Genomic DNA, 26,415 nt, shown 5'->3' with positions numbered 1-26,415 from the left:
AGCGCAGCGGGCCGTGCTTTACAATTTCTCCAAGGGGTTACCCAACAATTCAACCCCCCACGCCACGCCGAAGCCCGTTACGTCGGATGCCACAGCGCCGAGCCCACCCTTGCAGTTGCTGGCGGAGAGGTCCATGTGCAGCCAGGGCGTGTAGTTTTCGATGAAGCGCATGAGGAAACGCGCCGCCAGGATGTGGTCGGCTTCGCCTTCCATGGTGCATTGCTTGATGTCGGCGATCTGGCTGTCCAGGCCCTCTTCGTAGTCGGCATCGAGCGGGAAGGCGTTGACCCGCTCGCCCGAAGACTTCCCGGCAGCGAGGGCGGCGGCCAGCAGCTTCTCGCGGTTGCAGAAAATGCCGGAATAGCGCGCACCGAGGGCGGTGGCCATGCTGCCGGTGAGGGTGGCGAAATCCAGCATGAAGTCGGGTTTTGCGCGCGAGGCCAGGGTGAGCGTGTCGGCCAGCACCATGCGGCCTTCGGCATCGGTGTGGATGATTTCGATGGTGGTGCCGTTGAGCGCCGTTACCACGTCGTTCTGCTTGTAGGCTTTGGGGCTGATGTGGTTCTGGGCGATGGCGAGCCAGACGTCCAGGTTGACCGGCAGATCCGCCTGGCTGGCCGCCAGCAGCAGGCCTAGTGCCACCGCCGAGCCGTTCATGTCTTCGTGCATGCCGTGCATGTAGCGTGCCGGCTTGAGGTTGTGCCCGCCGGTATCGAAACAGATGCCTTTGCCTACCAGCGCGACGGTCTGTTTTGCCCGCGGGTGACGGTGGGTGAGATGGACGATGGCAGCGTCTTCTTCCTCGCTGCCCTGCGCAACCGCGACAAAGGCACCGGCTCCCATCTTGCGCAATTTCTTCAGGTCGAATTCCTCGCATTTCCAGCCTGATTCCTTGGCCAGCTTGCGGATACGCTCGCGGTCAAAGTCCGGGAGTAAGGTCGTTGGCGGGCAGCATGGTGAGTTCGCGTGCCAGGGTGTTGCCTGCCGCCTGCGCGCGCAGGGTGCGATACGCATCCTCGGATCGGTGACCGAAAAGGGTGATTTTTTGCAGCGCCTTGCGCGCGTCTTTTTTCTTGCGTTCCGGCAACAAGGCGCTGTTTACCAGGGTGCAATAGATGGCGTTTTCCGCTGCCAGTCGGCGCTGTTCCGGCGTGCCGCTGACCGCGATGACGATTTCCCTGGGCTGCTCCGCCAACAGCAGTTCGAGCGCCTTGCGCATCGCCGTGTGCTGTTCGAAAGTGCTCTGCTCCGGGTCGATCATGACCCATGCCGCCAGCGCACCTTGTTCCAGGTCGCCGCTCATCGGGGTTTTTTTCAGTGAATCGAGCTTTGCCCCGCGCCGCTGCATGCGGGCGCGCAGCACATCCGCGCGCAGCACATCCGTCAGGATCGCTTCATCGAGCTGGGAAAAGCTTTTTGCCGGAGGGAGCACGATTAATATATGGGTGCTCTTTGTGACCGACTGTTCGGTTATATCCGATTGTTTTTCAACTATCTTCGTGTCGGTCATGGTGCGGTGTCCGGGATGGTGGGCAGTATTCAAACCTTGACCAAAGTAGCCAAGTTAAGGAATCATAACAGGTTTGGGCAAAAGTCTACTTCAGGAGGCGCAACATGGCATCAACCCCCGACATGGATCCGCAGGAAACGCAAGAGTGGCTTGACGCCATGGATGCGGTTCTAGAGCTGGAAGGTGCGGAGCGCGCCCATTTTCTGCTGGAGCAGATGATCGACAAGGCGCGACGCAGCGGCGCCAACCTGCCTTATTCCGCCAGCACGGCTTATCTCAACACCATTCCGGTGCATCAGGAAGACACCTTCCCCGGCGATCTCGCGCTGGAACGGCGCATCCGCGCGCTGATCCGCTGGAATGCCATCGCTACCGTGATGCAGGCAAACAAGAAAAGCCCCGGTGTCGGCGGGCATATCGCCAGTTTCGCTTCCGCCGCGACTTTGTATGACGTGGGATTCAACCATTTCTTCCATGCGCCGGACGACAAGCACGGCGGCGACCTGCTGTACATCCAGGGCCATTCCTCGCCAGGAATCTATGCGCGCGCCTACCTGGAAGGCCGCCTGAGCGACGAGCAGATGAAAAATTTCCGCCAGGAAGTGGACGGTGGCGGCCTGCCTTCCTATCCGCACCCCTGGCTGATGCCCGATTTCTGGCAATTCCCCACCGTGTCCATGGGCCTGGGCCCGTTGACCGCGATTTACCAGGCACGCTTCATGAAGTACCTCAACGATCGCGGCATGGTGAATACCGAGAACCGCAAGGTCTGGGCCTTCCTCGGCGACGGCGAGACCGACGAGCCGGAATCTCTGGGCGCGATTTCGCTGGCCGGGCGCGAGAAACTCGACAACCTGATCTTCGTGGTGAACTGCAACCTGCAGCGCCTGGACGGCCCGGTGCGCGGCAACGGCAAAATCATCCAGGAACTCGAAGGCGTATTCCGCGGCGCCGGCTGGAACGTCATCAAGGTGGTGTGGGGGCGTCACTGGGACGCACTGCTGGCGAAGGACACCAAGGGTCTGCTGCTCAAGCGCATGGAAGAGTGCGTGGACGGTGATTACCAGAACTACAAGGCCAAGGACGGCGCCTACGTGCGCCAGCATTTCTTCGGCAAGTATCCGGAGCTGCTGGAAATGGTCGCCAACATGTCGGACGAAGACGTGTGGCGTCTGAATCGCGGCGGTCACGATCCGTTCAAGGTGTACGCGGCTTACGCGGCGGCAACCCGGCACACCGGCCAGCCGACCGTGATCCTTGCCAAGACGGTCAAGGGCTACGGCATGGGCGAGTCCGGCGAAGGCCAGAACGTCACTCACCAGGCGAAGAAAATGTCCGACGTTTCGCTCAAGCAGTTCCGCGACCGTTTCAATATCCCCATTTCCGACGACCAGCTATCCAGCGTGCCGCTTTACCGTCCCGCCGAAGACAGCGCGGAAATGCAGTATCTCAAGCAGCGCCGCAAGGACCTGGGCGGTTACCTGCCGGCGCGCCGTCAGAAAGCAGCCGCGCTCGATGTGCCTTCGCTCAAGGACTTCGATGCCATTCTTGCCGGAACCGGTGAGCGTGAAATCTCCACCACCATGGCCTTCGTGCGCGTGCTCGGCACGCTGGTCAAGGACAAGGTGATCGGCAAGAACGTGGTGCCGATCGTCCCTGACGAGGCGCGTACTTTCGGCATGGAGGGCATGTTCCGCCAGCTCGGCATCTATTCCTCGCAAGGCCAGTTATACGAGCCGCAGGATGCCGACCAGGTGATGTACTACCGCGAAGCCAAGACCGGCCAGATCCTCGAAGAAGGCATCAACGAGGCCGGCGCATTCGCCTCCTGGGTTGCCGCGGCGACCAGCTACAGCAACCACGGCGTGGCGATGATCCCGTTTTACATCTATTACTCGATGTTCGGCTTCCAGCGCATCGGCGACCTCGCCTGGCTGGCGGGCGACGCACGGGCGCGCGGCTTCCTGCTGGGCGGCACGGCGGGGCGCACCACACTCAACGGCGAGGGTTTGCAGCACGAGGACGGCCACAGCCATCTGCAGGCGGCCATGATCCCCAACTGCGTCAGCTACGACCCGACCTACGCTTACGAACTGGCGGTAATCATCCAGGACGGCCTGCGCCGCATGTACAAGGAGCAGGAGGACGTGTACTACTACCTCACGGTGATGAACGAAAACTACGTTCACCCGCCCATGCCCAAGGGTGTGGAAGAGGGCATCATCAAGGGCATGTACCTGCTGAAGAAGGCCGGCAAGAAGAAGCTCAAGGTGCGTCTCATGGGCTCGGGCACCATACTGCGCGAAGTGGAAGCGGCTGCCGAATTGCTGGAAAACGATTTCGGCGTGTCCGCCGAAGTGTGGAGCGTGACCAGCTTCAACGAGTTGCGCCGCGACGGCCTCGATGCAGAGCGCTGGAACATGCTGCATCCGGAAAAGCCGCAGCGCGAGAGCTATGTCGGGAAATGCCTCAAGGGCGGGAAGGAGCCGGTCATCGCCTCCACCGACTACATGAAAGCCTATGCCGACCTGATCCGCGAATTCGTGCCGGCAAACTACGTGACGCTCGGTACCGACGGCTTCGGCCGCAGCGACAGCCGCGAAAAACTGCGCCGCTTCTTCGAAGTGGACCGTTATTACGTCGCGGTGGCTGCGCTCAAGGCATTGGCCGACGAAGGCCAGGTGCCGGCAGCCAAGGTGAGCGAAGCGATCAAGAAATACGGTATCGATCCCAATAAACCCAATCCGGTGACGGTGTAATTTGTCATTGCGAGCTGGCGCAGCTTTTCCCTCGACGAGCAGATCGCTGCGCTACGTTCCAATGACGGATAGCTGAAGGTTTAGGAGAAATAATAGTGTCAAATATCAAGGAAGTGCGCGTTCCGGACATCGGAAATTTTCCCGAAGTGGACGTGATCGAGGTGCTGGTCAAGGAAGGCGACGTGGTGAAGGCGGAGGATTCGCTCATTACACTGGAGAGCGACAAGTCCACCATGGACATTCCCGCGCCTTTTGCGGGAACGGTGAAATCGTTGCGCGTCAAGGTGGGCGACAAAATTGCCGAAGGCAGCCTGATTCTGACCATGGAAGCAGCTGAAGTCGTGGCGAGCCAGCCTGCTGCTGCACCCGCACCTGTTGCTGCGGTTCCCCAGCCTGTGGCAGAGGCGAAACCGGCGGCTGCATCGGCGCCCCAGCCTCCTCTGGCTACCAGACAATCGACCGCGGTGGTCGAAAGCGGCGGAAAAGTCCACGCGAGTCCCTCCGTACGCGCCTTTGCCCGCGAGTTGGGCGTCGATCTTTCCCTGGTCAACGGCTCAGGCCCCAAGCGCCGCATTCTCAAGGAAGACGTGCAGGCGTTCGTCAAGGCCGAGCTGGCCAAGCCGCGCGGTGCTGCGGCAGGCGGCCTGAATTTCGGTTTGCCCGGCCTGCCCGCGGTGGATTTCTCCAAGTTCGGCGAAATCGAGATCAAGCCCCTGTCGCGGATTCAGAAGATATCCGGCGCCAATCTGCACCGCAACTGGGTTGCCTCGCCGCATGTCACCCAGTTCGAAGAGGTGGATATCACCGAGCTGGAAGCATTCCGCAAGGGCATGCTGGACGAGGCTGCCAAGCAGGGCGTCAAGCTGACCCTGCTGCCCTTCCTGATGAAGGCAGTGCTGGCAGGCCTCAAGGAATTCCCGCAATTCAACTCCTCGCTGAGCGAGGACGGCGACAGCCTGGTGCTGAAGAAGTATTTTCATATCGGCTTCGCGGCCGACACGCCGGACGGACTGGTCGTGCCCGTGGTGCGTGACGTGGACCAGAAAGGTGTGATGGCGATTTCGCAGGAGCTGATGACGCTGTCCGGCAAGGCGCGCGAGAAAAAGATCGGTCCGACCGAAATGCAGGGCGGCTGCTTCACCATTTCCAGCCTGGGCGGCATCGGTGGCACCTATTTCACCCCCATCCTGAACTCCCCTGAAGTCGCCATTCTCGGCGTGTCGCGCGCTTCGATGAAGCCGGTGTGGGATGGCAAGGAATTCGTGCCGCGCCTGATGTTGCCGCTTTCTCTTTCCTATGACCACCGCGTGATCGACGGGGCGCTGGGCGCACGCATGACCTCGTTCCTCTCGGCGGTGCTGTCCGACGTGCGCCGTCTCCTGCTGTAAGGATAACTCATGAGCAAAATCATCGAAGTAAGCGTGCCGGACATTGGCGATTTCAACGACGTTCCGGTGATCGAGGTGCTGGTCAAGCCGGGAGACCGTATCGAAAAGGAAACAGCCCTGGTCACGCTGGAAAGCGAGAAGTCGACCATGGAGATTCCCTCCAGCCATGCCGGCGTGGTGAAATCGGTTCGCCTCAAGCTGGGTGACAAGGTGTCCCGGGGTGCAGAAATTCTGACGCTGGAAGTGGATGAGGTGGAACCCGCCCCAACCCCGGCACCCGCGCCTTCCGTCGCTCCTGAGGCGGCATCCGGCAATGAAATCCGTGCTGACGTGGTGGTGCTCGGCGGTGGTCCGGGCGGCTACACGGCCGCTTTTCGCGCTGCCGACCTGGGCAAGAAGGTCGTGCTGATCGAACGCTACGCCGCCCTGGGCGGGGTGTGCCTCAATGTCGGCTGCATACCCTCCAAGGCGCTGCTGCATGTGGCGAAGGTGATTTCCGAGGCCGAGGAGATGGGCGCTCACGGCGTCAAGTTCGCCAAGCCGAAGGTCGATATCGACGAGGTTCGTGGCTGGAAAGAGAGCGTGGTGAACCGTCTCACCGGCGGCCTGATGCAGCTGGCGAAACAGCGCAATGTGCAGGTGATCCAGGGGCGCGGCCAGTTCGTCGCGCCTCACCACATCAAGGTGGAGACGGAACAGGGCGAAGTAAGTGTTTCATTCGACAACGCCATCGTCGCCGCCGGCTCCCAGGCGGTAAAGATACCCAGTTTTCCGGTTGATCCGCGCGTCATGGATTCCACCGGTGCCCTTGCACTGGCGGACGTGCCGAAAAAAATGCTGGTCATCGGCGGCGGCATCATCGGCCTGGAAATGGCTACTGTGTACCACGCCCTGGGATCGAAAATCACCGTGGTGGAACTGGGTGAACAGCTCATTCCCGGCTGCGACAAGGATATCGTCAAGCCGCTGCACAAGAAAATCGAGAAGCACTACGAGATTTTCCTGAACACCAAGGTCGCCGGCCTAGAGGCCAGGAAAGACGGCATCGTGGCGAGCTTCGAGGGCGAAAATGCCCCCGCGCCGCAATCCTTCGACCGCGTGCTGGTGGCGGTCGGGCGTCGTCCCAACGGCAAGCTGATCGGTGCGGAGAATGCCGGTATCCTGGTCAACGAGCAGGGCTTTATCCCGGTCGACAAGCAGCAGCGCACCAACGTGCCCCACATCTTCGCCATCGGCGACATCGTCGGCCAGCCCATGCTGGCGCACAAGGCGGTGCACGAGGCCAAGGTGGCGGCGGAAGTCATCGCCGGCCACAAGGCGGCCTTCGATGCGCGCACCATCCCCTCCGTGGCTTACACCGATCCCGAAGTGGCATGGATGGGGCTGACCGAAACCGAGGCCAAGGCGCAGGGGATCGACTACGAGAAGGCCTCCTTCCCGTGGGCGGCCAGCGGCCGTGCGCTGTCGATCAATGCCGATTACGGTGTGACCAAGCTGCTGCTCGAAAAAGACACGCGCCGCGTGCTGGGGGCCGGGATCGTCGGCCCCAACGCCGGAGAGTTGATCGCGGAAGCCGTGCTGGCCCTGGAAATGGGGGCCGATGCGCAGGACCTCGGCCTGACCATTCATCCGCATCCCACCTTGTCGGAAACGCTGTGCTTCGCTGCGGAAATGGCTGAGGGGACGATCACCGACATGTTCGTGAAAAAGAAATAGGGAGGCTGTCGCGCAGCGTTCCATGATGATCATCCCGGCCCCTTCACGAAGGGGCCGGGGCGTTTCAGGTCGCGCAAACGAACTATCCTTGATTTGGGTTAAGGCTTGAATCCTCCTCGCCAAACTATGATGCGACTTGATTTCTGCAAACATCACTCCATGTGCTTTAACGTTGCCCACTCGCAAAGATAAAATGAACTCTCGCTGGCAAACCTTTACCGCTGCACCGCATCGCGTCTTTTTCTTCGCCGGGGCGATGCAGGGCATTCTCGCGTTGCTGTGGTGGACGTTCGACCTGGCGGCTCGTTACCTGGGCCTCTTCGCGCCCGCCGCCTGGGTCGTGCCGTCGATCTGGGGGCATGCGTTCCTCATGCTGTACGGTTTCTTTCCTTTTTTCGTTTTCGGCTTCCTGATGACCGCGGCGCCCAACTGGGTAAATGGGGACAAGGTGAAGCGCGCGCATTACGTGCCGGCCTTCGTGCTGATGGCGGCGGGCGTGGCGCTCTTCTATCCCGCGCTGCTGGTCGGGCGCTGGCTGGCCGTGCTGGCGTTGCTGCTCTACCTGGCGGGCTGGATGGTGGGGTGGCTCGCGCTGCTCAACATCGTGGTGAAAAGCCCGTACGACGACAAGCGTCATGCCTACACCATCGTGGGAGTGATGCTGGTCGGCTGGCTCGGCGCGGCGGCCTATCTGCTGTGGCTGCTCAGCGACACGTTCTTCTGGCTGCATCTGGCCATTACCGGCGGCATCTGGCTGTTCCTGCTGCCGACTTTCGTTTCCGTCAGCCACCGCATGGTGCCGTTTTTCTCCAGTACGGTGCTGAGCGATTACCAGATGCGCAGGCCTTATTGGGCGCTTTTCGTCCTGCTCGGGGGTATGGCCTTGCACGCCGCGCTGGACCTGGGCGGCGTCACGCGCCTGCTGTGGCTGGCGGACCTGCCGATGGCCGGCGTGGCGCTTTATCTTTCCGTGCTGTGGGGGTTCCGCCGCAGCTTCCAGGTGCGCCTGCTGGCGGTGCTGCATGTCGGCTTCGCCTGGCTGGCTTTGTCGCTGGCGCTTTATGGGCTGCAGAGCTTCATGCAGTTTTCGCTCGGGCGATACGTGCTGGGCTTCGCGCCGCTCCACGCGCTCACCATCGGCTATTTCTCTTCCATGGTGCTGGCGATGGTGACGCGCGTCACGCTCGGCCATTCCGGGCGTCCGCTCGAGGCGGATGCAACCACCTGGCTGCTGTTCCTGGGCTTCCAGTTCACCGCGCTGTTCCGCATTCTGGGTGACCTTCCCTTGCCTGGCGCCGCGCATTTCTACCTGGCGGCAGCCCTGGTTTGGCTGGTCTGCTTTATCCTCTGGGGCGTCAAACACATTCCCATTTACTTGCGCCCGCGCGTCGACGGCAGGCCCGGCTAGACGATCTCGCGCGTTTCCAGGAACTGGATTTCCGGGAAGCGTTCCTTGGCCAGGTTCAGGTTGACGCGGTTGGGCGCCAGGTAGACGTATTCATTCGCGCCGTCCAGCGCGATGTTGAAGCCGTGCTTGTCCACCAGCTTTTTCAATTCCGCATCGCTGCCGCGCAGCCAGCGCGCCGTGGCCACGTCATGCAGTTCGAAGCGTACGTCCACGCCATATTCGTATTGCAGGCGATGCGCCACCACGTCGAACTGCAGCATGCCGACCGCGCCCAAAATCAGATCGTTGGACGAGATGGGGCGGAACAGCTGGGTGGCGCCTTCCTCGGCAAGCTGCTGCAAGCCTTTCTGCAACTGCTTCATCTTGAGCGGGTTCTTGATCTGGGCGCGGCGGAAGATTTCCGGCGCGAACGATGGGATGCCGGTGAATTTGAGGTCTTCGCCCTCGCTGAACGTGTCGCCCAGGCGGATCGTGCCGTGGTTGGGGATGCCGATGATGTCGCCGGCATAAGCTTCGTCGGTGGTGTTGCGGTCCTGCGCCATGAAGGTGATGGCGTTGCCCACGGTGATCTGTTTGCCGCTCGATACCTGCTTGAGCTTCATGCCACGGTCGAAGCGTCCCGAGCAAATGCGGATGAAGGCGATGCGGTCGCGGTGCTTGGGGTCCATGTTGGCCTGGATCTTGAATACGAAGCCGGAGAACTTGGGTTCGTCCGGCTCCACTAGGCGGGTCTGGGCGGGGCGATGCAAGGGCGCGGGCGAGAGCTCCACGATGGCGTCGAGCAGGGATTGCACGCCGAAGTTGTTCATCGCCGAACCGAAGAATACGGGCGACTGCTTGCCGGCGAGATAGGCCTCGCGGTCGAAAGTGTGCGACGCGCCGCGCACCAGCTCGATGTCGATGCGCAGCTCGTCCGCCTGGTCGCCGATCAGTTCGTCGAGGCGCGGGTTGTCTAGCCCCTGCACGATTTCGGAAGTGCCCTTTTCGGCATTCGGGTCGAACACCGAAACGACGTCGTTATAGAGGTGATAAGTGCCGCGAAAGCGCTTGCCCATGCCGATCGGCCAGGTCATCGGCGCGCACTGGATCTGCAGCACCGACTCGATTTCGTCCAGCAGATCGATGGGCTCCTTGCCTTCGCGGTCGAGCTTGTTGATGAAGGTGAGGATGGGGGTGTCGCGCAGGCGGCAGACGTTCAGCAGCTTGATGGTCTGTGCCTCCACGCCGTTGACCGAGTCGATCACCATCACCGCCGAATCCACCGCCGTCAGGGTGCGGTAGGTGTCCTCGGAAAAGTCCTCGTGGCCGGGCGTATCGAGCAGGTTGACGATGCAGTCGCGGTAGGGGAACTGCATCACCGAAGAAGTGACCGAGATGCCGCGCTGCTTTTCCAGTTCCATCCAGTCGGAAACCGCATGGCGGTCGGACTTGCGTGCGCGCACTGCGCCCGCCATCTGAATCGCGCCGCCGAACCACAGCATTTTTTCGGTCAGGGTGGTTTTACCGGCATCGGGGTGCGAAATGATGGCGAAAGTGCGGCGGCGGAGGATTTCTTCGTGGAGGCTGGACATGATCGATTGAGCGCGGAAAAAAGTGCGCAATTATAACAGCTTGCACTGCCCTTGCGTGGCGGCTCGGAAAACCCGTGTGTATGGTTTTTGCAGCGTGGTATATCAGCGTGCCGGGGTGAGCACGGCGTTGATGCCGAGGCTGCGAATCTTGGCCAAAGCCTGGTCCGCTTCCGCTTTGGTCTGGAAAGGACCGACTTGGAGCCGGGTCTCGGTATAGGACTTGATGCCGTGGTCCGCCAGGCGTTTCTGCAATTGCAGTGCGTTCTCCGGGTTGGAGAACAGTCCGAGCTGTACCGCGAAACCCTTGGCGGGGCTGGGCTCGGCTGCCGGTTTGGCGGGTTTGTTAGGCGCGGCCACCGGCTTTGTTTCCGGCGCTGGGCTTGCGACCGGCGCGGGCTGTTGCTGCGGCGCGGTCGTTATCGGCTTGGCCTGTTTGGGCGCTGGGGCACTTGGTTCCTGGGCGATACGGAGCGCGGCTGGCGCTTCGGCGCGAGGCTTCGCATGGGTTGGAGCGGCAGGCGCCTCTGCCTTGTTGATCACCTGGGGTGGCGGCGGTGCCGGTGGTGTGGCAGGGGTTGCTGCAGATTCAGGAACGGGCGGGGTTGGTTCGGCTGGCGCTTCAGCAGGTTTTTCTTCTTCCTGCGGTTTTTCTGCAGCGGCTTCAGGCTGGAGCGGCACCGCTTGCTCCGCGACAGGTGCAGTAGAAGTGGTAACCGGTTGTGCCTGTTCGGGCTTTTTGTAATTCAGTACCGTAAGTGTGATTACCGCAGCGGCGACCAGTGAAGCGGCAACCACCAGGCGCTGCATGGCGCGTTTCTTGATTTCTGCCTGATCGTCATTGGCTGGCTGCTCCGGCATCGGAACTCCCTGATTACGGAATGGTCACAAAAAGATGACGGCATGTTATCACTTCGTTTTTGCCGCCGCGAGGTTTATTTTATAAGGATTCCGTGATATTTTAGCCGGTTCTTGAAGAACCTTAACTTGTTACATCTGGAGATACTAAATGGCTGTTGAACGCACCCTGTCCATCATCAAACCCGACGCCGTGGCGAAAAACGTGATCGGCAAAATCTATTCCCGTTTCGAAAGCAACGGCCTCAAGATTGCCGCTGCCAAGATGAAGCACCTGTCGCGCGCCGATGCAGAGGGCTTTTACGCCGTTCACCGCGAGCGCCCCTTCTTCAAGGACCTGGTGGACTTCATGATCTCCGGCCCGGTGATGATCCAGGTGCTGGAAGGCGAAAACGCCATTACCAAGAACCGTGAACTTATGGGCGCCACCGATCCGAAGAAAGCCGAAAAAGGTACCATCCGTGCCGATTTCGCGGAAAGCATCGATGCCAACGCAGTGCACGGCTCCGACGCTCCCGAAACCGCGAAAGTTGAAATCGGCTATTTCTTCCCCGGCATGGAAGTCTACAACCGCTAATGCCGCGTATTACGAAAGTCGCGGAGCGACACTCAGTCTCCCTCTCCTTCCGGGAGAGGGCAGGGGTGAGGGAAGTGGGCATGACACAGGTGTTTCATGCCCACTAACCTGCTCGACTTCGACCTCCCTCAGCTCACCGCTTTTTTTGCGGAAATCGGCGAGAAGCCGTTTCGCGCCAAGCAAGTGCTGCGCTGGATACACCACTTCGGCGAGAGCGATTTCGCTCGCATGAGCGATCTCGCCAAGTCCCTGCGGGAGAAGTTGAGTGTCGTGGCGGTGGTCGAGCCGCCGCGACTCATCAAGGAACAATTGTCCGACGACGGCACGCGCAAATGGCTGCTGGACGTCGGCGCCAATAACGGCATCGAGACCGTGTTCATCCCCGAGGATGAGCGCGGCACGCTGTGCATCTCGAGCCAGGTGGGCTGTGCGCTGGAATGCAGCTTCTGCTCCACGGGCAAGCAGGGGTTCAACCGCAACCTGACGGTGGCCGAGATCATCGGCCAGCTGTGGTGGGCCAACAAGGCGCTGGGGCGCGATCCCAAGGGCGAACGCATCATCAGCAACGTGGTGATGATGGGCATGGGCGAGCCCCTGGCTAATTTCGACAATGTCGTGACCGCCCTGAACCTGATGCTGGACGACCACGCTTATGGCCTGTCGCGCCGCCGTGTTACGGTCAGTACTTCAGGCCTGGTGCCGGCCATGGATCGCTTGCGCGATACCTGTCCTGTCGCCCTGGCGGTTTCGCTGCATGCACCCAACGATGCGCTGCGCGATGTGCTGGTGCCGATCAACCAGAAATACCCCCTCGCTGAACTGATGGCGGCCTGCCGCCGCTACATCGAAAAGGCGCCGCGCGATTTCATCACTTTTGAGTATGTCATGCTGGATGGCGTCAACGACAGCGTGGCGCACGCTCGGGAATTGATCGCACTGGTGAAGGACGTGCCGTGCAAGTTCAACCTGATTCCCTTCAACCCGTTCCCCATGTCGGGTTACAACCGCTCCCGACCCGAGACAGTGCGGCGTTTCCGCGATGAACTGATGCAGGCGGGGTTGATCGCGACCACCCGCAAGACGCGGGGCGACGACATCGATGCCGCGTGCGGCCAGCTTGCCGGTCAAGTGCAGGATAAAACCAAACGGACGCAGTTCAACATTGTGGAGTCTGCTGTATGAAAAATCTGCTGGTGATATTGGTGGTGTTATTGAGCGTGGTCCGGCCGGTGTGGGCGGATCAGATGTCGGACGAGACCAAACGCGCGCAAATTCATACTGAGCTCGGTGCCGGCTATTACGGCATGGGCAAGCTCGGCATCGCGCTGGAGGAACTGAACACGGCCATCAAGGCGGATTCCAATTATGCGCCGGCATACAACATGCTCGGCTTGCTGTACACCGAACTGAGGGAATACGACAAGGCGGGGGACTATTTCAAACGCTCTCTCAGCCTCGATCCGAACAATTCTGAGGCGCACAATAATTACGGCTGGTTCCTGTGTCAGCGCAACCATACGGATGAGGCCATCGGCCATTTCATGAGCGCGTTGAAAAATCCGCTTTACGCAACGCCGGAAAAAGCCTACCTCAACGCCGGCGAATGTTCGCTGAAGAAGGGTGACGACAAAGGTGCCGAAGAGTTCTTCCTGCGCGCGCTCAAAATTCAGCCAGAACTGGGACAGGCGCAGTGGCACATGGCCGAAATCAATTTCAGAAACGGTAACTATGACGAAGCGCAACGCTACCTCGACTCTTTCATGAAACTGGGGGGGCAGACGCGGGAGGGGCTGTGGCTGGGCGTGCGCATCGCGCATCGCCAGGGTAACCGCGACGCGGAAGAGACCTATGGCGCGCAACTCAGAACGCGTTTTCCCGATTCGCGGGAGGCGCGGGCATTTCGCAGTGGGCAATACGACGAAACCGCAACAGGTGAGGGGCGGAAGTGACCGAATTAGTTTCTGAAGAACACTTTACTGCCATGGAGCAGGAAAGCGCGGGCACGAAACTGGCGCGTGCACGTGAAGCCCAGGACCTGAGCGTGGCGGACGTAGCGCGTGCGCTCCGGCTTAGTGTAAAACAGGTCGAAGCGCTCGAAGCCAGCGATTACGACAACTTGCCGGGCCGGACTTTTGTGCGCGGTTTCGTACGTAATTACGCACGTCTGGTAAACCTGGATCCCGATCGCATGGTGGCGGAGTATTTCCCCGTCCAGCAAGAACCGCAAACGCAGGATATTCAGGCGCCATCCCAGCAGATCAGTTTTTCCGAACATCACCGGAAGCCCTGGCTGAAATGGCTGCTAACCAGCTTCGTGGTCGTCGCATTGGTTTCTTGGGGTGTTCTGGTTTGGCTGGGGCCGGAATCGGCCAAGTCGGTTACGACTGTCAAATCGCAAGTACCCATGGCTCCTGCGGTGAATACCGATGCGTCGGCTCCGACCGACGCAAAAACGCCTGAGGCTGATGCGATTTCCGAACAAAGCCTGCAGCCCGCGCTACCGCCGGTAGAAAACGTAGCGCCGACGCAGGCACCGGTGCCGGTGCCGGTGCCTGAAGCCAGCGTGGCACAGGCTCGGGTGCAGTTGAGCTTTTCGGGCCCGGCCTGGGTGGAAGTGCGCGACAAGAACGGCAAGAAAATCCATTCTCAGAATAACCCGGCCGGGACTCAGCTAACTTTGGAAGGCGAGCCGCCATTGTCGCTGGTGATCGGCAGCGCGCCCAATGTCAAACTGGCCTACAAGGGTCAGTCGGTCGACCTCACCGCTTACACCAGAGCGGATGTTGCGCGCTTAACTCTGGAGTAGCGTTCTCATGTTCAAAGTTGAAATCCCCCGCCGCAAGAGCCGGCAAATCATGGTCGGCAACGTGGCGGTCGGCGGCGATGCGCCGATTTCGGTGCAGACCATGACCAATACCGAGACCACCGACGTCGATGCCACCGTTGCGCAGATCGAGCGTGCGGCCAGGGCCGGTGCAGACATCGTGCGGGTGTCAGTGCCCAGCATGGATGCAGCCGAAGCCTTCGGGCTGATCAGGAAGCGCTCCCCGGTGCCGCTCATTACCGACATCCATTTCGACTACAAGATCGCATTGCGCGTGGCGGAACTCGGCGCGGACTGCCTGCGCATCAATCCCGGCAACATCGGCCGCGAGGACCGGGTGCAGGCGGTCGTGCAGTCGGCCAAGGACCACGGCATTCCGATCCGCATCGGCGTCAATGCCGGTTCACTGGAAAAGGACTTGCAGAAAAAATACGGCGAGCCTACGCCGGAAGCGCTGGTGGAATCCGCGCTGCGTCACATCGAAATCCTCGAGCGCCTCAATTTTCCCGATTTCAAGGTCAGTCTCAAGGCGTCGGAAATCTTCATGACGGTGGAGGCTTATAAACTGCTCGCCAGCCAGATCGAACAACCGCTTCACCTGGGGATCACCGAGGCCGGTGGATTGCGCTCCGGTAGCGTGAAATCGGCCATTGGTCTGGGTATGATCCTGGCCTCCGGCATCGGCGATACCATCCGTGTTTCGCTGGCCGCAGACCCGGTGGAAGAGGTCAAGGTCGGCTTCGATATCCTGAAAAGCCTGCACCTGCGCAACAAGGGCATCAACATCATCGCCTGCCCGTCATGCTCGCGCCAGGAATTCGACGTCATCAAAACCGTCAACGCCCTGGAGCAGCGCCTGGAAGACGTGATGGAACACCTCGACGTAGCGGTGCTGGGCTGCGTGGTGAACGGCCCCGGCGAAGCGCGCGAAGCGGATATCGGCCTCGCCGGCGGGTCGCCCAACCTGCTCTACGTCGAAGGCAAGCCGAGCTACAAGGTGACTGAAGCGGAAATAGTCGACCAGATCGAGCGCCAGGTACGCGCCAAAATCGCCGCCATGAAAGAGAGCGGCGGCAAAATCATTTCAATCAAGGCTGTGGACTAATACATGATGGACGTTTCATTTCTTTCGCCCCTGCGGGAGCGGCTCAACAATCATGCCGTGTACGGCGCGCTGCAGGGTATAGACGACCTGAACTGCTTCATGTCCCACCACGTGCATTCGGTATGGGATTTCATGTCGCTGGCCAAATATCTCCAGGGTGCGATCGCGCCAGCCGCGGTGCCATGGATTCCCTTCGGCGACCCGTCGGTGCGCCGTTTCATTAACGAGATCATTCTCGAAGAGGAGTCGGACATCGGCTTGCCCGACAGCGCAGGGCGCGAAACTTATGCCAGCCATTTCGAGCTTTATTGCCAGGCGATGGACGAAGTGGGCGCTTCGGCGGTCAAGCCGCTGGCTTTCATCGAACTGGTGAAGAAAGACGGCATCGATGCTGCGCTGGAGCAGGGCGACGTGCCCGAGCCGGCGCGCGAATTCATGCGCACCACCTTCGGCTTCATCGCCAGCGGCAAGCCGCACGTGGTGGCCGCGGCTTTCGCGCTGGGTCGGGAGCACGTGATTCCCAACATGTTTCGCGCTTTCCTGGCGAAAATGAGCATCGGCAAGGACCAGGCACCGGCTTTCCACTACTACCTGGAACGCCACATCCACCTCGACGAGACTTCCCATGCGCCGCTTTCCCTGAAGATGCTGGAGGTGTTGTGCGGCGGCGACCCTGTGCGTATCCGTGAAGCCGAAACCGCGGCAGCGCAGGCGGTGGAAGCGCGCATCAAATTCTGGAGCGGGGTGCACGAAGCGATCCTGGCCGGTCGCTAAGAAAAAGGGCGAACGAATCGATGAGTACGGCAATCCAGGCCATTCGCGGTATGAACGACATTCTCCCCGAGCACGCTGCGCTGTGGGAGTTTTTCGAGGACACGGTGCGCGACTGGCTCAAGAGCTACGGCTACAAGTGCATCCGCATGCCCATCGTGGAGCAGACCGGGCTGTTCAAGCGGGCCATCGGCGAGGTGACGGACATCGTGGAGAAGGAAATGTACACCTTCACCGATGCCCTCAACGGCGAAAGCCTGACGCTGCGCCCCGAGGGCACCGCCTCCTGCGTGCGCGCGGTGCTGCAGCACAACCTGCTCTACAACGCGCCGCAGCGCCTGTGGTACATGGGGCCGATGTTCCGCCACGAGCGTCCGCAGAAAGGGCGCTACCGCCAGTTCCACCAGGTCGGCGTGGAGTCGCTCGGTTTCGCCGGGCCGGACATCGACGCCGAGCAGATCATCATGACTTCCCGCTTGTGGAAGCGGCTCGGCATCCAGGACGTGGCGCTCGAGATCAATACTCTCGGCAGTTCCGAGGATCGCGCCCGCCACCGCGCGCGGCTGGTGCATTATTTGGAGCAGCATCTCGACCTGCTGGACGAAGATTCCAAACGCCGTTTGCACACCAATCCGCTGCGCGTGCTGGACAGCAAGAACCCGGCGCTGCAGGCCCTGATCGAAGCTGCGCCCAAGCTGCTGGATGACCTGGACGAGGATTCGCTGCTGCATTTCGAGAAGCTGCAGGAGATGCTGCGCGACGCGGGCATCGAATACCGCATCAACCCGCGCCTGGTGCGGGGGCTGGACTACTACAACTTCACCGTGTTCGAATGGGTGACCACGCGCCTCGGTGCGCAGGGCACGGTGTGCGCCGGGGGGCGCTACGACGGCCTGATCGCGCAGATCGGCGGCAAACCGGCTCCGGCCTGCGGTTTCGCCATGGGGGTGGAGCGTTTGCTGGCTTTGCTGGAAGAGCAGCAATTCGTCGCGCCGGAAATTTCCGCCGATGCCTACGTGGTGCATCAGGGCGAGGCGGCCAGCCGTTTCGCTTTTAACGTCGCGGAAACCCTGCGCGAACAGGGTCTGCACGCGATCCTGCATTGCGGCGGCGGCAGCTTCAAGTCGCAGATGAAGAAAGCCGATTCCAGCGGCGCGCGCTTCGCCGTCATCATTGGCGACGACGAGGCGGGGGCGGAGCAGGTCACGCTCAAGCCGTTGCGCGAAATGGGCGATCAGGCGCGGATGACGGTGGCGGAAGCCGGCGATGTGCTGGGAGGAAAGGCAGTTTAACCACGGAGTACACGGAGAACACGGAGAAAAACAGGGCCTTTAGCTCCGTGTTCTCCGTGCTCTCCGTGGTTAATTAAGTTATTCAAGAGGTAGACATGGCTTACGATTTGGAAGAGCAGGAACAGATAGACGCGATCAAGGCGTGGTGGAAGCAAAACGGCAATACCGTTTTGCTCAGTGTCGCGGTGTTCGTGGCCATCGTAGCGGGTATCCAGGGCTGGCGCGCATATCAGCATAAACAGGCCGGGCAGGCTGCCGGTTTGTATGAAGTGCTGCAGGGCGCAGCCGATAGCCATGATGTCAACAAGGTGCGAGAAGCTGCGGGCCAGCTGATCGAGAATTTTCCGCGCACGTCCTACGCCACGCATGCCGCACTGGTGGCTGCCAACGCCAATTACGAGAGCGGCGACGCCAAGAGCGCCAAGGCCCAATTGCAATGGGTGCTGGGGCATAACGAAAGCGATGAGGTCAGAGATGTGGCACGTCTGCGTCTGGCCGGAATATTGCTGGACGAGAAAAATTATGGCGAGGCGTTGAAACAGCTGGAGACCAAGCATGGCGCGGCATTCGACGGACTCTATGCCGACCTCAAGGGTGACGTATTACTGGCCTCCGGCAAGGAAAGCGAAGCACAGGCATCCTACAAGCTGGCTTTGGAAAAAATCGACCCGACCAGCGCTTATCGTGGTCTGGTACAGATGAAACTGGATGGATTGGGCGGATAATGAAAATTAGTGCAATGAAATTTCCTATGGTGGGCCTGCTGGCCTTGTCGCTGGTTGGCTGCGCCGGGCTGGGCGAGTCCCTTTCCACGGGCTTCGGTCTGTGGGGCGGTAACGAAAAAACGGATAAACCCGCGCCTTTGGCCGAAATAAAACCTGCCGTGGCGGTGAAAACCCAGTGGCAGGCGAGTGCGGGTGCTGCAGGTGATTACGTGTTCACCCCCGCTATTGCCGCCGGCAGCGTGTTTGCGGCGGGATATGGCGGCAGCCTTGCGCGTTTCGAAGGCGACAGCGGCAAGCTGCAATGGCGGGTCGAAACCGGTAAAAAGCTTTCTGGCGGTGTCGGTGTGGGCGAAGGCCTGGTGATGGTCGCTACCCGCAAAGGCGAAGTGCTGGCTTACGATCTCGATGGCAAATCGCTATGGCAGGCGCAGGTTTCCAGCGAGGTCCTTAGCGCGCCTCAGGCATCCGATGGCGTGGTGGTAGTGCGTGCTGCCGACGGCCAGATTTTCGGCCTGGATGCCCATGACGGTAAACGCAAATGGGTCTATCAACGTGCGCTGCCGACCCTGGCCATTCGCAGCCACGCAGGCGTGGTGGTGTCGCGCGGCGGCGTGTTTGCCGGCTATGCCGGCGGTAAGCTGGTGGCAATTTCGCTTTCCAACGGTATTCTCGGCTGGGAAGCGAACGTGGCACAGCCGCGCGGCGCAACTGAACTGGAACGCATCGCCGACATCACCAGCTTGCCGGTGGTGGATGGCAACCATGTCTGTGCCGTGGCTTATCAGGGGAGGGTGGCCTGTTTCGATATCCTGAGCGGCAATCCGGTATGGGCGCGCGACATGTCGAGCCTGACCGGTCTGGCGTTGGACAAGTCCAATATCTATGTCAGCGATGCCCGTGGCGCAGTGCACGCGCTCGACAAGAATAGCGGCGCCAGCATCTGGAAGCAGGACAAACTGTTGTTTCGTCGCGTGAGTACCCCGGTCGTTGCAGGCAGCCATATCGCCGTCGCCGACCTGGAGGGTTACGTGCATGTGCTGTCGCGCGAAGATGGCAGCTTTGCCGGACGTGCCGCCACCGACGGCAGCGCAGTTGGCGCGGAGCCGCAGATGTTGGGCCAGAACATCCTGGTGCAGACCCGCAACGGTGGTCTATTCTCCCTGGCGATACAATGAAGCCTACCCTAGTCCTGGTTGGTCGCCCCAACGTCGGAAAATCCACGCTTTTCAACCGTCTGACCAAGACGCGCGATGCGCTGGTGGCCGACCTGCCCGGGCTGACCCGCGACCGCCATTACGGTCACGGCCTGGTGGGCAGCAAGCCTTACCTGGTGGTGGATACCGGCGGTTTCGAGCCGGTTGCCAAAGACGGCATCCTGCATGAAATGGCGAAGCAGACGCTGCAGGCCGTCGACGAGGCGGATTGCATCATCTTCCTGGTGGACGCGCGCCAAGGCTTGACGCCGCAGGACAAGACCATCGCCGAGGGGCTGCGCAAGTCCGGCCGGCCGGTGTTTCTCGCCGTCAACAAAGCCGAAGGTATGCGCCGCGAAGTAGTGGCGGCGGAGTTCCACGAACTAGCCCTCGGCGTCCCGCTGGTGATTTCCAGCGCGCACGGCGAAGGCGTGCGCGAGCTGGTGGAACTGGCGCTGGCCGACTTCCCCGATGAGGAGGAGAGCGAGGAGAAGGACGACCATCCCAAGGTGGCCATCGTCGGTCGCCCCAACGTGGGCAAATCCACGCTGGTCAACCGTCTGCTCGGCGAAGAGCGCGTGATCGCCTTCGACCAGCCCGGCACGACGCGCGACAGCATCTATATCGACCTGGAGCGCGACGACCGGCGCTACACCCTGATCGATACCGCGGGTGTACGGAAACGCGGCAAGGTATTCGAAGCGATTGAGAAATTCTCGGTCGTCAAGACGCTGCAGGCGATCGAGGACGCCAACGTGGTGGTGCTGGTGCTGGACGCGCGCCAGGATGTTTCCGAACAGGACGCGCATATCGCCGGCTTTATTCTCGAAGCGGGCAGGGCGCTGGTGGTGGCGATCAACAAGTGGGACGGCCTGGACGAGGCGCGGCGCGAGGTGATCAAGAGCGATCTGGCGCGCAAGCTGCAGTTTCTCGAATTCGCCAAATATCATTACATTTCCGCCCTGCAGGGCACGGGCGTGGGCGGTTTGTTCAAGTCCATCGACGGCGCCTTCGCGGCGGCGATGAAGAAGATGTCGACGCCCATGCTGACGCGCGTGCTGATCGCCGCGACGGAAAAGCATCAACCGCCCAAGGTCGGTCCGATCCGGCCCAAATTGCGTTATGCGCATCAGGGCGGCTCCAACCCCCCGCTGGTGATCGTGCACGGCACGGCAACTGCGAACGTGGCGGACAGCTACAAGCGTTATCTGGAAGGCGTTTTCCGCACGGCGTTCGAACTGCAGGGCACGCCGCTGCGCGTACAGTTCAAACAAGGCAGCAATCCCTTTGCCGACCGCAAGCCCGCACCTAAAACCGAAGCCGATGAAAATGCAGCGCGCAGCAAGAGGCGGCGCAGCAGGAAGGCCTACGGCAAGAAGTACTGAGTGCGTGCAAGGAATGGGCGCGAAATGTGTGGCGCATCGTTGAAGCAACCTCTCCATCGAAGATGAATTGGCTCCAGGGGCAGTAGCGCGAGACAAAATGGTCGCTCGGCTGCGCCTCGTCGCCAAAATATCCTGCGTTTTGTCAACGATGCAATAGCCTTATCCTCATATTCGAATTTTTTGCTGCCCGGCGTTTGTCGGCTGTGGTAAAAAGCTGCATCGCTTGTGTAGTGTTGCACGCTAAACGGCACTTTCAGAGCCTTCCCAAAAGTGGCATAACAAGGCGCGGCGCGCAGGCAATGGCTATTCCCTTGCCAAGCGCCGCAACGCGGTTAGGGCGCTCTTGGGAAGGCTCCCTCCGGGCGAGCGCCTGGGTGGCCATCTGCGGCGTTGCGGGCGCTTGGAATAGAGTGACTATTCCGGCGCACCCGCGTCTTGCATCTGGCCGCCCAGGCGCTCGCTGAAAGTGCCGTTTAGCGTGCAACACTACACTAGCCCCACATATCACTCAGGCATATCCACCATGACCCAATCCGGCCCACGCGAGATCGTTACCCCTTTTCGCCCCATTCCCCTGGACGTGCCTGAGGGGATGAAGCCCAACGAATTTTTCAACAGCACGGAAAATCTCAACGATCTGGTGAACAACAACGGGCTGCTGCTGAATCCGGAAAATTTGCTGCTTTACCGCAAGGCGCTGGGGCATAGCAACGTCTTCGATGCATCGATCATCTACAACACGTCGCAGATCGTCCTCAATCCTCTGGGGCGTCCAGTGCGCCGTACCCAGGTGCCGGACAACGTCAAACACGTGTGGAACCGGATGAACCAGATCATCATCGACTATATGCTGGAAGAATTCCCCGATCCCGCGCAGCACCTGGTGCTGGCGGGGGAGGCGAGCCTCGATGCGACCTGGCCCCTGACCTCTCCCGGCGTGCCCAGCATCCGCATGCTGCACAACCATTTCATCGTGTTTTCCATGGACCAGCTGCGCGATGCCAAGCTGGCCGACCCGAAAAACCCCAATCTCACCGATGGCGGCCAGCACTCGCTATTCGAGATGTACATGCACGATGCCTATCGAGAATTCATTTGCCAGGCGCTGCACCTGGAGGTCTTGCGGCCGGTGAGCGACGACGCCGCGCGCCTGGGGCTGACCGGCTACCCGCAGGGCCTGCCGAGCTGGGAGATTCCCGGCGGCGCGGCGGCGCTGGAAGACGTGCGTTTCTGGCATGAATATGACTTGGTGCTGAAGGGTTTTATCGATTTCTATCGCAGTTTCTTCTCGCAGGTTTCCTCGCGCAACGCGCCGATGCTGCCCGATCTTTATTTTCCGGACCAGGTCGAAAACGTGCTGCTGTTCAACAACGACTTTCTCAAGACGGCGAAGAAGGTCCGGGACCGCTGCATTACCGATGCCAAGTATGCCAACGCCATCCGCTGGCAACCGGCGTTCAAGCAGCTCATATACCGCAACGACGAAGGCAAGCTGATTGTCACGATCAGCCAGAATTCCATCGGCAACGCGATTACCGAATTGCTCGGCGTGGTGGTCAACCGGGTGGCGGATGCCGATGCATATGGTCAGCAGGAGCCGCAGTTGATCGCACGCTTGCTCGAAGTGCGCCGCCGCCTGATCGAAGCAGACCTGGGCGACGGCATTGCCACGGACTACTGGCCTAAAGAATAAATGTCACATATAACTAATTCGCGCCCCATCTTGAAATATCGATTGGAACGCTCCATGTTCATCGGCAATGCTGCTGGCAATCGATAGCAAAATCCATTAGAGTGGCCATTCATAACAACGAAGTATTGCGTTTGGAGCAAAAAATGAGCGCTAAAGGGCAAATGTTACAAGACCCGTTCCTGAATATTCTGCGTAAAGAGCATATTCCGGTTTCTATTTATCTCGTCAACGGTATCAAGCTGCAGGGTCAGGTGGAATCCTTTGACCAGTACGTTGTGTTGCTCAAGAACACGGTTACGCAGATGGTATATAAACATGCTATTTCCACCGTCGTGCCAGCACGTCCGGTGAGCATTCCTTTCGAACATCCCTCTGATTCGGTTTAAGTAGTCTCCTCGATGTTTGACCGTCCCGGGGGCGCAGATACCGCGGTATTGGTCAGTCTTGATTTCGGCGATGCGGACTATGCCGATAGCCTGGAAGAATTGCACCGGCTGGCTGAAAGTGCCGGCGTGCAGGCCGTCGCGGTAGTCGAGGGCAAACGCTCGCGTCCGGATGCGGCCCTCTATGCCGGTAGTGGAAAAGTGCAGGAGGTCGCCGATGCACTACGGCAAAGCGGCGCCGGACTGGTGATTTTCAACCACGAAATTTCTGCGGCGCAGCAGCGCAACCTGGAACAGCGCCTGGAAACGCGCGTGGTCGATCGCACCACGCTGATCCTCGATATTTTTGCCCAGCGCGCTCGCAGTTCCGAGGGCAAGCTGCAGGTGGAGCTGGCGCAGCTGGAGCATCTGGCGACACGCCTGATCCGCGGCTGGACCCACCTGGAAAGACAGAAGGGCGGTATCGGCCTGCGCGGGCCGGGCGAAACCCAGCTGGAAACCGATCGTCGTCTGCTGGGTAAGCGCGTCAAGCTACTCAAGGACAAACTCCAGCGGCTCAGGCGCCAGCACCAGGTGCAGCGCCGCTCGCGGGTACGCGGCAAGGTGCTGTCGGTGTCGCTGGTCGGCTATACCAATGCCGGCAAGTCCACGCTGTTCAACCGCCTTACTCACGCCACCGCCTATATTGCGGACCAGTTGTTCGCCACGCTCGATACCACGTCGCGACGCCTTTATCTGGGCGAGGCCGGCGAGGTGGTGCTTTCGGATACCGTCGGGTTTATCAAGCATTTGCCGCATACCCTGGTCGCCGCGTTTCGCTCCACCCTGACCGAGGCGGTGGAAGCGGATTTGCTGTTGCACATCGTGGACGCCGCCAGTGGAAACCGCGAGCAACAGATCGATGAAGTCAATGCGGTGCTAGACGAGATCGGCGCCAATGCCCCGCAGATCATGGTGTACAACAAAATTGACATGAAAGGCCAGGCCCCGGGCTTGGAGCGGGACGAGTATGGTAGAATCGTGCGCATTCATGTCAGCGCGCTGACCGGTGCCGGAATGGAATTGATCCGGGAGGCGTTGCTTGAGTATGGTGCCAAGAGCCAAGCTCCAAGTTCAGAAGAAGATGCCGTGCCGCAACACACAAGCGCGCCGTGAATTTGAATTTGGACCTTTGTTCATGAAACCTGAAGATTAAATATGGCTTGGAACGATCCCGACTGGGGCAAGAAAAACAACAGTGGTCCGCCCGACCTCGATGAGTTGTGGCGCAAATTTAACCAGAAGCTGGGCGCCATGTTCGGAGGCAAGGGCAAGGAGCCTTCTTCGGGTGGCGGCATGCCTACAAGCGGTCAGGCTTTCGGTGGCTTAGGCATCGTGGCTGCGCTTGCTCTTGTGGTGTGGCTGGGCAGCGGCTTCTATATCGTCAACGCAGGTGAACGTGGCGTGGTGCTGCGCTTCGGCAAGTGGGTCGAAACCACCGAGCCGGGACCGCGCTGGCATATACCGTATCCCATCGAGAGTGCCGAAGTGGTCAACATGGAACAGGTACGCACTGTCGAGGTTGGCTACCGCAACACCATCAAGAGCAAGGTGCTGAAAGAATCGCTCATGCTTACCGATGACGAGAACATCATCGATATCCAGTTTGCCGTGCAATACACCCTGAAAGATCCCAAGGCCTACCTGTTCAATAACCGTCATCCCGATGATGCCGTGCTGCAGACGGCGGAAACGGCAATTCGTGAAATCGTGGGCAAGAGCAAGATGGACTTCGTTCTATATGAAGGGCGCGCCGAAGTCGCGGCCAAAGCTTCCAAACTGATGCAGGAAATACTCGATCGCTACCAGACTGGTATCGCCATCAGCAAGGTGACGATGCAGAATGCACAGCCTCCCGAGCAGGTGCAATCCGCTTTCGACGACGCGGTCAAGGCAGGTCAGGACCGGGAGCGCCAGAAAAACGAAGGGCAAGCCTATGCCAACGATGTCGTTCCCAAGGCGCGCGGCGGTGCTTCGCGCCTGCTGCAGGAAGCCGACGGTTACAAGCAGCGTGTGATCGCGAATGCCGAAGGTGATGCGGCTCGCTTCAAACAGATCATGGCCGAATACAACAAGGCGCCGGGCGTCACCCGTGAACGCCTGTACCTGGATGCGATGCAACAGATATATTCCACCACCAGCAAGGTGCTGGTTGACCAGAAGGGCAGCAACAGCATGCTTTACCTGCCGCTCGACAAGTTGATTCAGCAATCGGCTTCAGGCACACAGATTTCCGGCGACGCGAAGCCGGCACCGGTTCCGGAAGCCATTCTTCCGGACAACACAATAAGGAGCCGCGACACATTCCGCAGCCGGGATCGGGAGGCGCGTCCATGAAAAAGCATATTAGTAGTGTATTGATGGCGCTGCTGGCGTTGCTAGCCTTCTCCAGCCTGTCGATGTTCACCGTCAACCAGTGGCAGTATGTGATCGTGCGTCAGTTGGGTGAGATCGTGTCCATCAAACAGCAGCCCGGACTCTATTTCAAGGTGCCGCTGCTGCAGGATGTCCGCTTCTTCGACACCCGTCTGCGCACGCTCGATCCATCAGAATCCGAGCGTTTCATCACCTCGGAAAAGAAAAACGTGCTGGTAGATTATTTCGTCAAGTGGCGCATCGTCGACGCGAAACAGTATTTCGTCAGCGTGGCCGGCGATGAACTGCAAGCCCAGACGCGTCTCACACAAACGGTGAACGACGGTTTGCGCGCGGAATTCGGTAAGCGCACCGTGCACGACGTGGTGTCGGGCGAGCGTGACCAGATCATGGAAATCCTGCGCCAGAAGGCTGACATCGATGCGCGCAAGATCGGCATACAGGTCATGGACGTGCGTCTGAAACGCGTGGAATTGCCGCAGGAAGTGAGCGAATCGGTGTACCAGCGCATGGAAGCCGAGCGCAAGCGCGTCGCCAATGAACTTCGTTCGCAGGGTTCGGCCGAGGCGGAGAAAATTCGTGCCGACGCCGACCGTCAGCGCGAAGTGATCCTTGCCGAGGCTTATCGTACCGCCCAGCAAACCAAGGGTGAAGGCGATGCCAAGGCGGCGGCTACCTATTCCGCAGCTTATGGACAAAATCCCGAGTTTTATTCTTTCTACCGCAGCATGGAAGCCTACCGCCAAAGCTTCAAGAACAAATCCGACGTGATGGTGCTGGAACCGAATTCCGAATTCTTCAGGTATATGAAGAATTCGGGTGGTAAAGCGGGTAAGTAAGGTCCG

21 protein-coding genes and 1 pseudogene are annotated in these 26,415 nt (G+C 60.2%); 19 read left to right on the top strand and 3 right to left on the bottom strand.

Annotation, left to right across the window (positions count from 1 at the left end; all coding sequences use genetic code 11):
- Positions 1–18: 18 nt before the first annotated feature.
- Positions 19–1,510 (bottom strand): annotated as a pseudogene (locus SKTS_RS13665) (M17 family metallopeptidase).
- 104 nt (positions 1,511–1,614) lie between these two features.
- On the opposite strand from SKTS_RS13665, the gene aceE reads away from it, so the two are divergent.
- The 4 genes from aceE (at position 1,615) to SKTS_RS13645 (ending at position 8,781) form a co-directional block, all read left to right on the top strand.
- Entirely contained in the window at positions 1,615–4,269 is a 2,655-nt protein-coding gene (gene aceE / locus SKTS_RS13660) for a pyruvate dehydrogenase (acetyl-transferring), homodimeric type (RefSeq protein ID WP_173066058.1), read from the top strand.
- A 95-nt stretch (positions 4,270–4,364) separates the two neighbouring features.
- A complete protein-coding gene (aceF, locus tag SKTS_RS13655) occupies positions 4,365–5,657 on the top strand; it encodes a dihydrolipoyllysine-residue acetyltransferase (protein WP_173066055.1) in 1,293 nt (430 codons plus the stop codon).
- Positions 5,658–5,666: 9 nt separating this feature from the next.
- Positions 5,667–7,373: a dihydrolipoyl dehydrogenase gene (gene lpdA / locus SKTS_RS13650; protein ID WP_173066053.1), complete on the top strand. Its 1,707-nt coding sequence runs from the start codon at positions 5,667–5,669 to the stop codon at positions 7,371–7,373.
- 193 nt (positions 7,374–7,566) lie between these two features.
- Entirely contained in the window at positions 7,567–8,781 is a 1,215-nt protein-coding gene (locus tag SKTS_RS13645) for an NnrS family protein (protein ID WP_173066050.1), read from the top strand.
- Here the strand turns inward: SKTS_RS13645 and SKTS_RS13640 are convergent.
- Both SKTS_RS13640 and SKTS_RS13635 read right to left on the bottom strand, forming a co-directional pair.
- A complete protein-coding gene (locus SKTS_RS13640) occupies positions 8,778–10,352 on the bottom strand; it encodes a peptide chain release factor 3 (RefSeq protein ID WP_173066048.1) in 1,575 nt (524 codons plus the stop codon). The genes SKTS_RS13645 and SKTS_RS13640 overlap by 4 nt on opposite strands.
- A 102-nt stretch (positions 10,353–10,454) precedes the next feature.
- Entirely contained in the window at positions 10,455–11,210 is a 756-nt protein-coding gene (locus SKTS_RS13635; protein ID WP_244617342.1) for an SPOR domain-containing protein, read from the bottom strand.
- A 148-nt stretch (positions 11,211–11,358) separates the two neighbouring features.
- Here SKTS_RS13635 and ndk point away from each other — a divergent pair, with 148 nt between their 5' ends.
- The 15 genes from ndk to hflC all read left to right on the top strand — a co-directional run bounded on the left by ndk (position 11,359) and on the right by hflC (position 26,409).
- On the top strand, positions 11,359–11,784 hold the full coding sequence (gene ndk / locus SKTS_RS13630; protein ID WP_173066046.1) for a nucleoside-diphosphate kinase: 426 nt from the start codon (positions 11,359–11,361) through the stop codon (positions 11,782–11,784).
- A 96-nt stretch (positions 11,785–11,880) separates the two neighbouring features.
- Entirely contained in the window at positions 11,881–12,966 is a 1,086-nt protein-coding gene (gene rlmN, locus SKTS_RS13625; protein ID WP_173066044.1) for a dual-specificity RNA methyltransferase RlmN, read from the top strand.
- Positions 12,963–13,733 carry a type IV pilus biogenesis/stability protein PilW gene (gene pilW / locus SKTS_RS13620; RefSeq protein ID WP_173066042.1) on the top strand — a complete coding sequence of 257 codons (771 nt, stop codon included), beginning with the start codon at positions 12,963–12,965 and terminating at the stop codon, positions 13,731–13,733. Before rlmN ends, pilW begins: the two co-directional genes overlap by 4 nt.
- Positions 13,730–14,590 (top strand): RodZ domain-containing protein, encoded by an 861-nt coding sequence (locus SKTS_RS13615; protein ID WP_173066040.1) that lies wholly within the window; start codon positions 13,730–13,732, stop codon positions 14,588–14,590. The genes pilW and SKTS_RS13615 overlap by 4 nt, the downstream gene beginning before the upstream one ends.
- A gap of 7 nt (positions 14,591–14,597) precedes the next feature.
- Positions 14,598–15,713, top strand: a complete 1,116-nt coding sequence (gene ispG, locus SKTS_RS13610) for a flavodoxin-dependent (E)-4-hydroxy-3-methylbut-2-enyl-diphosphate synthase (protein WP_173066038.1) — start codon at positions 14,598–14,600, stop codon at positions 15,711–15,713.
- Between the two features lie 3 nt (positions 15,714–15,716).
- Positions 15,717–16,487, top strand: coding sequence for a DUF3050 domain-containing protein (locus SKTS_RS13605; protein WP_173066035.1), 771 nt, complete (start codon positions 15,717–15,719; stop codon positions 16,485–16,487).
- Positions 16,488–16,507: 20 nt separating this feature from the next.
- Positions 16,508–17,776, top strand: coding sequence for a histidine--tRNA ligase (gene hisS / locus SKTS_RS13600; protein WP_173066032.1), 1,269 nt, complete (start codon positions 16,508–16,510; stop codon positions 17,774–17,776).
- A 95-nt stretch (positions 17,777–17,871) separates the two neighbouring features.
- Positions 17,872–18,501: a YfgM family protein gene (locus tag SKTS_RS13595; protein ID WP_173066029.1), complete on the top strand. Its 630-nt coding sequence runs from the start codon at positions 17,872–17,874 to the stop codon at positions 18,499–18,501.
- A 14-nt stretch (positions 18,502–18,515) separates the two neighbouring features.
- Positions 18,516–19,676 carry an outer membrane protein assembly factor BamB gene (gene bamB, locus SKTS_RS13590; RefSeq protein ID WP_173066026.1) on the top strand — a complete coding sequence of 387 codons (1,161 nt, stop codon included), beginning with the start codon at positions 18,516–18,518 and terminating at the stop codon, positions 19,674–19,676.
- Positions 19,673–21,079: a ribosome biogenesis GTPase Der gene (gene der / locus SKTS_RS13585; RefSeq protein WP_173066021.1), complete on the top strand. Its 1,407-nt coding sequence runs from the start codon at positions 19,673–19,675 to the stop codon at positions 21,077–21,079. The genes bamB and der overlap by 4 nt, the downstream gene beginning before the upstream one ends.
- A gap of 523 nt (positions 21,080–21,602) precedes the next feature.
- Positions 21,603–22,772, top strand: a complete 1,170-nt coding sequence (locus SKTS_RS13580) for a hypothetical protein (RefSeq protein ID WP_173066018.1) — start codon at positions 21,603–21,605, stop codon at positions 22,770–22,772.
- Between the two features lie 143 nt (positions 22,773–22,915).
- Positions 22,916–23,158: an RNA chaperone Hfq gene (hfq, locus tag SKTS_RS13575; protein ID WP_173066015.1), complete on the top strand. Its 243-nt coding sequence runs from the start codon at positions 22,916–22,918 to the stop codon at positions 23,156–23,158.
- Between the two features lie 12 nt (positions 23,159–23,170).
- Positions 23,171–24,310 (top strand): GTPase HflX, encoded by a 1,140-nt coding sequence (gene hflX, locus SKTS_RS13570; RefSeq protein ID WP_173066012.1) that lies wholly within the window; start codon positions 23,171–23,173, stop codon positions 24,308–24,310.
- Between the two features lie 42 nt (positions 24,311–24,352).
- A complete protein-coding gene (hflK, locus tag SKTS_RS13565; RefSeq protein WP_173066009.1) occupies positions 24,353–25,531 on the top strand; it encodes an FtsH protease activity modulator HflK in 1,179 nt (392 codons plus the stop codon).
- Positions 25,528–26,409 carry a protease modulator HflC gene (hflC, locus tag SKTS_RS13560; protein WP_173066003.1) on the top strand — a complete coding sequence of 294 codons (882 nt, stop codon included), beginning with the start codon at positions 25,528–25,530 and terminating at the stop codon, positions 26,407–26,409. The genes hflK and hflC overlap by 4 nt, the downstream gene beginning before the upstream one ends.
- Positions 26,410–26,415 lie beyond the last annotated feature (6 nt).

The organism is Sulfurimicrobium lacus, assembly GCF_011764585.1.
Taxonomy (GTDB): domain Bacteria; phylum Pseudomonadota; class Gammaproteobacteria; order Burkholderiales; family Sulfuricellaceae; genus Sulfurimicrobium; species Sulfurimicrobium lacus.
This window is presented reverse-complemented; position numbering and strand designations above follow the sequence as displayed.

Excerpts from the sequence above, each read along its gene's own strand:
- aceE (WP_173066058.1), top strand. The coding sequence starts at position 1,615 with ATGGCATCAACCCCCGACATGGATCCGCAGGAAACGCAAGAGTGGCTT.
- lpdA (WP_173066053.1), top strand. The coding sequence starts at position 5,667 with ATGAGCAAAATCATCGAAGTAAGCGTGCCGGACATTGGCGATTTCAAC.
- SKTS_RS13645 (WP_173066050.1), top strand. The coding sequence starts at position 7,567 with ATGAACTCTCGCTGGCAAACCTTTACCGCTGCACCGCATCGCGTCTTT.
- SKTS_RS13640 (WP_173066048.1), bottom strand. The coding sequence starts at position 10,352 with ATGTCCAGCCTCCACGAAGAAATCCTCCGCCGCCGCACTTTCGCCATC.
- SKTS_RS13635 (WP_244617342.1), bottom strand. The coding sequence starts at position 11,210 with ATGCCGGAGCAGCCAGCCAATGACGATCAGGCAGAAATCAAGAAACGC.
- ndk (WP_173066046.1), top strand. The coding sequence starts at position 11,359 with ATGGCTGTTGAACGCACCCTGTCCATCATCAAACCCGACGCCGTGGCG.
- rlmN (WP_173066044.1), top strand. The coding sequence starts at position 11,881 with ATGCCCACTAACCTGCTCGACTTCGACCTCCCTCAGCTCACCGCTTTT.
- pilW (WP_173066042.1), top strand. The coding sequence starts at position 12,963 with ATGAAAAATCTGCTGGTGATATTGGTGGTGTTATTGAGCGTGGTCCGG.
- ispG (WP_173066038.1), top strand. The coding sequence starts at position 14,598 with ATGTTCAAAGTTGAAATCCCCCGCCGCAAGAGCCGGCAAATCATGGTC.
- SKTS_RS13605 (WP_173066035.1), top strand. The coding sequence starts at position 15,717 with ATGATGGACGTTTCATTTCTTTCGCCCCTGCGGGAGCGGCTCAACAAT.
- hisS (WP_173066032.1), top strand. The coding sequence starts at position 16,508 with ATGAGTACGGCAATCCAGGCCATTCGCGGTATGAACGACATTCTCCCC.
- SKTS_RS13595 (WP_173066029.1), top strand. The coding sequence starts at position 17,872 with ATGGCTTACGATTTGGAAGAGCAGGAACAGATAGACGCGATCAAGGCG.
- bamB (WP_173066026.1), top strand. The coding sequence starts at position 18,516 with ATGAAATTTCCTATGGTGGGCCTGCTGGCCTTGTCGCTGGTTGGCTGC.
- der (WP_173066021.1), top strand. The coding sequence starts at position 19,673 with ATGAAGCCTACCCTAGTCCTGGTTGGTCGCCCCAACGTCGGAAAATCC.
- SKTS_RS13580 (WP_173066018.1), top strand. The coding sequence starts at position 21,603 with ATGACCCAATCCGGCCCACGCGAGATCGTTACCCCTTTTCGCCCCATT.
- hfq (WP_173066015.1), top strand. The coding sequence starts at position 22,916 with ATGAGCGCTAAAGGGCAAATGTTACAAGACCCGTTCCTGAATATTCTG.
- hflX (WP_173066012.1), top strand. The coding sequence starts at position 23,171 with ATGTTTGACCGTCCCGGGGGCGCAGATACCGCGGTATTGGTCAGTCTT.
- hflK (WP_173066009.1), top strand. The coding sequence starts at position 24,353 with ATGGCTTGGAACGATCCCGACTGGGGCAAGAAAAACAACAGTGGTCCG.
- hflC (WP_173066003.1), top strand. The coding sequence starts at position 25,528 with ATGAAAAAGCATATTAGTAGTGTATTGATGGCGCTGCTGGCGTTGCTA.